The 8091-nt window shown below is 51.2% G+C and carries 8 protein-coding genes; 6 read left to right on the top strand and 2 right to left on the bottom strand.

The features are described 5' to 3' along the window. Positions 1-146: 146 nt before the first annotated feature. On the bottom strand, positions 147-1067 hold the full coding sequence (locus AC0LWM_RS31440; protein ID WP_474678995.1) for a tyrosine-type recombinase/integrase: 921 nt from the start codon (positions 1065-1067) through the stop codon (positions 147-149). A 373-nt stretch (positions 1068-1440) separates the two neighbouring features. Here AC0LWM_RS31440 and AC0LWM_RS31435 point away from each other — a divergent pair, with 373 nt between their 5' ends. The 5 genes from AC0LWM_RS31435 (at position 1441) to fumC (ending at position 6239) form a co-directional block, all read left to right on the top strand. Further along, the gene (locus tag AC0LWM_RS31435; RefSeq protein WP_474678994.1) at positions 1441-2166 is read left to right on the top strand and encodes a sugar phosphate isomerase/epimerase family protein; all 726 of its coding nucleotides are present in this window, start codon (positions 1441-1443) and stop codon (positions 2164-2166) included. 148 nt (positions 2167-2314) lie between these two features. Then, positions 2315-2794 (top strand): GAF domain-containing protein, encoded by a 480-nt coding sequence (locus AC0LWM_RS31430; protein ID WP_474678993.1) that lies wholly within the window; start codon positions 2315-2317, stop codon positions 2792-2794. Between the two features lie 153 nt (positions 2795-2947). Continuing rightward, positions 2948-3373: a MarR family winged helix-turn-helix transcriptional regulator gene (locus AC0LWM_RS31425; RefSeq protein WP_474678992.1), complete on the top strand. Its 426-nt coding sequence runs from the start codon at positions 2948-2950 to the stop codon at positions 3371-3373. A gap of 67 nt (positions 3374-3440) precedes the next feature. Further along, a complete protein-coding gene (locus AC0LWM_RS31420; protein WP_474678991.1) occupies positions 3441-4712 on the top strand; it encodes an MFS transporter in 1272 nt (423 codons plus the stop codon). A 138-nt stretch (positions 4713-4850) separates the two neighbouring features. Then, positions 4851-6239 (top strand): class II fumarate hydratase, encoded by a 1389-nt coding sequence (fumC, locus tag AC0LWM_RS31415; RefSeq protein WP_474678990.1) that lies wholly within the window; start codon positions 4851-4853, stop codon positions 6237-6239. Positions 6240-6250: 11 nt separating this feature from the next. Here the strand turns inward: fumC and AC0LWM_RS31410 are convergent, their stop codons facing one another. After that, the gene (locus tag AC0LWM_RS31410) at positions 6251-6991 is read right to left on the bottom strand and encodes an SDR family NAD(P)-dependent oxidoreductase (protein WP_474678989.1); all 741 of its coding nucleotides are present in this window, start codon (positions 6989-6991) and stop codon (positions 6251-6253) included. A 141-nt stretch (positions 6992-7132) separates the two neighbouring features. On the opposite strand from AC0LWM_RS31410, the gene AC0LWM_RS31405 reads away from it, so the two are divergent. Beyond that, entirely contained in the window at positions 7133-8026 is an 894-nt protein-coding gene (locus tag AC0LWM_RS31405; protein WP_474678988.1) for a LysR family transcriptional regulator, read from the top strand. Positions 8027-8091 lie beyond the last annotated feature (65 nt).

Genomic DNA, 8091 nt, shown 5'->3' with positions numbered 1-8091 from the left:
CGAACGATTACAAGCAAAACTAAACGGCCTCAGTCCGATGGAGTTCAGGACGAAGGCCGCTTGATTGATTTTGATTTTTATACTGTCTACTTGACGGGGGGCTGTTCAAGTCGCCGACTGCTCCATTTTTTATTTCCACATTCCGCTCAAAACGCCGGAAGAGCAGGGCGAATTTGGTTCATCGCCTTTTGCTTCGCTTCGTCCAGCACATGCGTGTAGATTTGCGTTGTCGAAATATCCTCATGGCCGAGCAGCTCCTGAACCGCCCGCAGGTCCACGCCGTTACGAAGCAAGTCGGTGGCGAAAGAATGCCGCAGTTTATGTGCGGACAAAGGGTATCCTTGCAGCTGCGGGAATTCAATGACCAGCGCCGCCAGCGTTTTTTCGGCGATTGTCTGAACCATCCGTTTGCTGATTCGGCGGCCGAACTGCGATATGAAAAAAGCCGGTTCGTCTTTTTTGTTGCGCGGCGCGATCCGTTCCGAGAGGCAGCGCTGCAGCAGCTCGTTCATTTCGAGAGGGAGGGGGAGGTACCGCCATTTATCGCCTTTGCCTAGAACGCCAAGCTCCGATCGTTCCGGGTGGAAGTCGATTCGGTTCAGCCGGACGATTTCACTCACCCGAAGCCCGGCATACGCCATCAATGCAACAATAGTCACGTCACGAACGTAATATCTCCCTTGCACGAGCCCAATGCATGCGTCCAGAAACTGTTTTTCCAAAAAAGTCGGTTTTCGTTTCTTATCCACTTTCGCTTTCTCGACATCAAGAGCCGGGTTTTTGTAGGCTGCGCCAAACTTGACCATCACTTTATAGAAAAGCCGGATCGCCGATTGGCGCCGATTCCGATACCGGGCGCCGGCGCCAGATTCGCGAACGGAGGTTAAGTGGCTCATGATATCGATGTCGGTTACCTCGGCAACGGGTTTGCCGCCAAGGCTTGCCAAAAAATGCTTGATGTCGTGTATGTAAGCATGCTGGGTGTCTCTGGAATATTCACGATCCTTCATATAGATCAGAAAAAGCTGCAATTCGCGCTCATATGGGTCTTGAATTTCTTTATCCATTGCTCATAGTCCACCTGTTTAATCGATCTGAATCGAAATTGCATGAAATCTATGTTTCATGCAATTTTATTATAGCAAAAAACTGCCTTAGGCGGTAATCGATGCAGTCTCAGGAGGAAGAACGCATCGTTTGCCCCGCGGAGGCGGGAGTCAGTAGAGCTTGCCCAGCTGCCATAGCGAATAGCATTTTGCAAATACCTGGATGTGCGATATATTGAGAGAGATGGAAATTCGATAAAGAGAAAGAGAAAGAGAAAGAGAAAGAGAAAGAGAAAGAGAAAGAGGGATGAAATGAATCCGGCGAATTGGAAGTTGGGTACGTATTGGTATCATAAAGATCCAGTCTCGTTAGCGGAATTGAAGGATGCGGGTATTGCATGCATCGAGCTTAAATCTTGATTACATGGATCCCGAACAAGTGAAGACATTGCACAGCCTTTACGACGGGCAAGTTCAGCAAGCGAAAAAACTGGGCATCGAATTATGGTCCGTCCATATCCCGTTCGGCGGTAAATGGAACATCGCCCAACTGGACGACGCTGCATATGAGACAGCGATCGAGGCCAATTCATTCGTCATCGAATGGGCCAGTCAATGGGGGGCTCGTGTCGTCGTGATCCATCCGAGTGCGGAGCCGATCCGAGCCGAAGAACGCGAAGCGATGTTCGAACGTTCGGTTACCGCCATTCGCATGTTAAGCGAGCACGCCGCTGCGTTCGGGCTGAAGCTGGCGGTCGAAGATTTGCCGCGGACTTGCCTAGGCAATACGACGGCGGAAACAGCGGCGCTAATCGCCGAAGCTCCACACGCGGTTGTTTGTTGTGACACGAACCATCTGCTTACAGAAAAGCCGGAAGACTTCATCCGGACGATCGGCGGCCGAATCGCAACACTTCACGTGTCCGATTATGACGGTATCGATGAGAAGCATTGGCTGCCGGGACAAGGCATTGTGAATTGGCCGGAAGTGATTCAAGCGTTAATCGAAACCGGCTATGACGGCCCATTCATGATGGAAGCCAACTTCCGCACTGCCGATGAGCTCGTGAACAGCTTCCGATCAATCATCCAGTCACATGCGGACAAATATACAGGATAAGAGAGAAAGCCGCGAATATATCGCGGTTTTTTTGTGGGTTCAGTTAGAGGTGATGGCGAAGCGCATTCCGGGCGTATCCGAAACGGTTCGTTGACGGTGGGATAGGCATTATGGGATAATCGATCATTATGGTGAGAGGAGTCGATTTATGTTTCATACGACACAATACAACGGAACACGCGAACAAAATTACGAATCGGTCATCCGCCAGCTGCAAGCGCTATTGGATGGTGAAGAAGATCGAATTGCCAATCTGTCGAACGCTTCGGCGCTGCTCAATCAATTTTTAGAGGACATTAACTGGGTCGGTTTTTATTTGTACAAGGGCGAGGAGCTCGTGCTTGGGCCTTTTCAAGGTTTGCCTGCTTGCGTACGTATTCCGTTAACCCGCGGCGTATGCGGGAAAGCGGCTCGCGAAGGAGTGACGGTGCGCGTTCCGAACGTACATGAGTTTCCGGGACATATCGCATGCGATGCGGCGTCGCAATCGGAAATCGTCGTCCCGATCATCCAAAACGGCGAGCTAATCGGCGTACTGGATATTGATAGTCCCAAGCTAGAACGTTTTGACGAGACGGACCAGATTTACTTGGAGAAATTCGTAGATCAATTGTGTAAGCATTTGTAATCACACGAAGCGGAAGCAGTTTGGGGAGCCGGACTGCTTTTTGTTGCACGAAAGCCACAAGTACGGAATAAATTGCCCTGAATCGTATTGACAAATGAAAAATATGGAGTATATTTGTTGTACATACAAAATAAAATGAAGGGAGAAATCCCGATGAATGAGGACTTCCTGCATAATTGTTTATTTTTCACCACCAATCGATTAAGCCGCGCCATCACGAAGATGGCGGAGGAAGAGTTTGCTTTGACCGGACTAACCCCGATGTACGGATACCTGATCCGCCTCGTCATTGGAACGCCGGGTATTTCCCAGAAGGAATTGTCTGAGAAGTTATATGTGACGGCATCGACATTGACGCGGTTCGTCGACAAATTGGAGAGCAAGCAGCTTGTCGAGCGGAAGGTACAAGGAAAGACCGTGCTTGTGTATCCGACGGATAAAGGCAAGGAACTCGAGGCGACCATACGTCGCGCTTCGAAAAATTTGTATGATCGTTACCAATCCATATTGGGTGCGGCTGCTTCCACGGAGCTGTCCAAGGAGCTTGAACGAACGAGCAAGCAATTGGAAGAAAACTGATTGATTGTTCGTTTCAACAATTATATTGTATGTACAACCAAAATTAATGGAGCGGAGTGGGAAGAAAATGAACACGAAAGATCAAGCGAAGGGACTGCATTACGGATGGGTTGTCGTCATCATCACATTTGTCACTTTGTTATTGTCTGCGGGAATCCGTTCCATGCCAAGCATTCTCATTCTTCCGTTCGAAAAAGAGTTCGGCTGGAATCGCGGCGGCATCTCCAGCGTAATTTCGATCGGCATTTTTCTATATGGGCTTATGGGTCCTTTTTCAGCGGCATTTATGCAGAAATACGGCATTCGAAGGGTGGTCGTTGTTTCGCTTGGCGTTCTAGCCGTTAGTTTAATGCTGACCCCGCTCATGACGGCATTGTGGCAATTTGAAATATTATGGGGGCTTGTATCCGGTCTGGCAACGGGAATGATGGCCAACGTGCTTGGCGTTACCGTTACGAATCAGTGGTTCGTCAAACGGAAAGGGCTGGTGGTCGGGTTGCTGACGGCTAGCGCGGCTACGGGGCAGCTACTGTTCTTGCCTCTCCTTGCGAAAATTACGGTTGAGGCGGGCTGGAAATTTTCGATTTATACCGCCGTTGCAGCTATTGTCATCGTGCTGATCGCGGTTGCGGTGTGGATGCGGAATCATCCTTATGATGTCGGCGCGGCCCCTTACGGATCGGAAGAACTCGTGAAGCCCGAACCGTTCAAAGGAAATCTGTTTCTCGCTCCGCTGCTTGCGCTTCGTTCCGCATTGAAGAACACAACGTTTTGGCTGCTTGCCGGCACATTTTTTTTCTGCGGATTTTCGACTAATGGATTGATCGGCACGCATCTCATAGCCGCTTGCGGCGACTTTGGGATTGCAGAGGTGACGGCGGCTGGGCTGCTCGCCATGATGGGCCTGTTCGATTTGGTCGGGACAACGATGTCGGGATGGCTTTCGGATCGGTTCGACAGCCGATGGCTGCTTTTCTGGTATTACGGGCTTCGCGGGTTATCGTTGTTATTTTTGCCTTATGCGCTGGGTAGCGGCCCGACGATGCTGGTCATTTTTTCGGTATTCTATGGCTTGGACTGGATTGCCACCGTACCGCCGACAGTCAAGCTGGCCACGAACGAGTTCGGCAAGGAGAAGGCAGGCATGATCTTCGGCTGGGTCGTCGTCGCCCACCAGGCTGGTGCTTCGGCGGCCGCTTATGGTGCAGGCGTCATGCGGGATTGGCTCGGAAGCTATAGCGTAGCTTTTGTTACAGCCGGTTTCGTATGCTTGTTCGCAGCATTGATGGCGGTAAGAATATCTAAGACACGCGCGGCGGCACCGCAGCTTCAAGTCTAATATAGATGAACGACAGGATAAAGCGCTTAGTTTTGCTTCCGGTAGACGGAGCGAGGTTAGGCGTTTTTCCTATTATAAAATTGGGATTCATTGGAGAAAATAACGCTTTACCAATACCGATGCAGAGGAGTATCGCTCATGGAATACCGGATTGAAAAGGATACGATCGGCGAAATCAACGTTCCGGCCGATAAACGGTGGGGTGCACAAACCCAACGAAGCTCGATGAATTTCAAGATCGGCGTCGAAAAAATGCCGCAGGAGGTGATCCGAGCTTTCGCCGTGTTGAAGAAAAGCGCCGCGCTCGCCAATTTAAAGCTGGGCAAGCTGGGGAACGAACAAGCGCAAGCGATCTCCCAAGCTGCCGACGAGATCCTACGCGGGGAGCTGGATGAGCATTTCCCCTTGGTCGTATGGCAGACGGGAAGCGGTACGCAGTCGAATATGAACGTCAACGAAGTGATCGCGCACCGTGCGAACGAGCTGCTCGCGACAAGCGGCGGCAATCATCGCGTGCATCCCAATGACGATGTGAACAAATCGCAAAGCTCGAACGATACGTTCCCGACGGCAATGCATATCGCGGCTTCTATTGCGATAGAAGACCTCGTATTGCCTGCCATAGGTAAGCTGAAAGCAACGTTACGCGACAAGATGGAGCAGTTCCGGGATTTGATCAAAATCGGCCGTACCCACTTGCAGGATGCGACCCCGTTAACGCTGGGACAAGAAATCAGCGGCTGGCACCGGATGCTTGAGAAAGGGGAGCTGATGGTCAAGCAAAGCGCCGAGTCGCTCAAGGAGCTTGCGATCGGCGGTACGGCGGTCGGCACGGGCATAAACGCACATCCGCGATTCGGGGACATGGTTGCGGAAGAAATCAGCTCGATGACCGGAAAATCGTTCGTATCCGCACGCAACAAGTTCCATGCGCTGACGAGCCATGACGAATTGGTTTATACCCATGGGGCGCTCAAGGCGCTTGCAGCCGATCTGATGAAAATAGCCAACGATGTCCGGTGGCTGGCAAGCGGTCCTCGCTGCGGGATCGGCGAGATCACGATACCGGCGAACGAACCGGGAAGCTCCATCATGCCGGGCAAAGTAAACCCTACGCAAAGTGAGGCGCTGACGATGGTCGTATGTCAGGTGATGGGCAACGACGCAACGATTGGCTTCGCGGCGAGCCAGGGCAATTTTGAGCTCAATGTGTTCAAGCCCGTCATTATTTACAACTTTCTGCAATCCGCCAGACTGCTCGCCGATGCAATCGTTTCGTTCAACGAACATTGCGCGGTTGGGATTGAACCGAATGAGGAAGTGATGAATAACTATCTCGAGCGTTCGCTGATGCTAGTTACGGCATTGAATCCTCATATCGGCTATGAGAAGGCGGCAACCGTTGCGAAACTGGCCCACAAGGAGGGCCTGACTTTGAAAGAAGCGGTGCTAAAGACAGGTGTGCTGTCAGAACAGCAATTCGACGAAATTGTCAGACCCGAGAACATGATCCACCCGCGAGAATAAGAGGGGGCCAATCATAAAGTTTGTCCGCTATCGACCGTAATGATCTGACCGGTCATGGCTTCTTGCTCCAAGGCGGAGCATATGAATCGGGCGATGTCTTCTGGTGTTGCAATGCGCTGCAGCAGCAGGTTCGGAGCCAGCTTGTTCATTTGCTCTTCCTTTCCCGCCCACCACCTTGTCGCAACGGCTCCCGGTACGACGCAATTGACGCGGATGCATGGAGCGAGTGCGCGGGCTAACGATTTCGTGAGCCCATGAACGGCTGCTTTCGCGACGGCGTACGGGAGGGAAGAACCGGACCCGGTAGTCCCGGCGATGCTGCCCACGTTGACGATAGCGCCTTGCCCGTTGCGTTTCATGAACGGAGCAACGGCCCTTGCGCAATGAAACATCCCCTTCACGTTTACGTTATACAGCTCGTCCCACACTTCGTCCGTTGCGGCTTCCAGATCGTCAAGCGGAATATGACGCGTCATGCCGGCGTTATTCACGAGCAAATCAATGGTTCCGAATTGCTCCACAACGGCATGAACCATGTTCCTTACTTCCAAGTCTTTCGAAACGTCAGCCTGAATGGCTAAGGCATTCCCTCCTTCGCGATGGATCATACGTACCGTTTCCTCCGCATCTTCTCTAGATCGCGAATAGTTCACGGCGACAAAAGCGCCGCGTCTGGATAACTCTACGCTCGAAGCTCTGCCAATGCCCGTGCCGCCGCCGGTAACTAGAACCACTTTGTTGCTAAGATCCATCTCGGATCACTCCTAATCTTCGTTGGTTTCGTATATGTTCATATCCGATATTCATCATTGTAAATGGAAGAGTTGATTTTGTATAATTGAATGAATTGAACAAACAATTCGATTATATTGAATCTAAACCGAGGGAAAACAATGGATCTCAAAACATTAAAAACATTTCAGTTGATCGCGCAATCCGGCAGTTTTATGCGTGCGGCCGAACAATTGAATTACGCCCAATCAACCGTCACGATGCAAATGCAGAAGCTTGAAGCCGACCTCGGCGTACAGCTGATCGAACGCGGCAAAAAAATCCGTTTAACCGAAGCCGGAAGACAATTCTACGAACAGAGCCGGCACATCGTAAGGAATATGGAGCAGCTGCAGGCAAGTTTGTCGGACCTGCAGTCCGGCGAAGCGGGTACGATTCGACTTGGCGCGACCGAGCCGACCGCCAGCTATCGGTTACCCCGGATTTTATCCGAATTCCTGCTGCAATACCCGAAAATCCGAATATCGGTTGACTTCGCGAATACGCCGACATTAAGCCGGAAACTTCTTGAAGGCGAAATCGATTTAGCTCTATGTTCGGCTCCGGATCTAGGTTCCGAGCTTTACTACGAACCATTGTTCAAGGAGCAATTCGCCGTTTTGATGCCGGCGCAACATCCGCTCGCAAGCAAAACGGTTATTGCGCCGGACGATATGCGGGGGCATCGTTTGCTCGTTACGTCAGCGACTTGCCCGTATCGCAAAAAGCTTGAAATGTTATGGCAGCAATCGGCGAACGTTCCGATCGATATGATGGAGATCGGAAGTATGACCGCTTTGAAATATTTTGTGGAAAGCGGGGTGGGGATCGCTCTTGTGCCAAGCATCGTTCTGAATCCGCTACCCGCTGGAACAACCGTGCGGCCGATGAGCGGCATGCCGGTCGACATGAGCTTCGGCATCCTTACGAAGCTATCGGAATTTCCGTTGAAGCAGGCATGTTCAAGGCTGTACCAACATCTCAAGCAAGAGCTTCTTGAGACGGAAAGCGAATAATTTATACAACAGAGGGAGTGCGCTGCTTATGCGCACTCTTTTTTAGTGTTAGAGGAACGGACGAT

Source organism: Paenibacillus sp. sgz302148 (assembly GCF_056120465.1).
The sequence above is the reverse complement of the archived record's forward strand: the minus strand, read 5'-3'. Positions and strand labels throughout refer to the sequence as shown.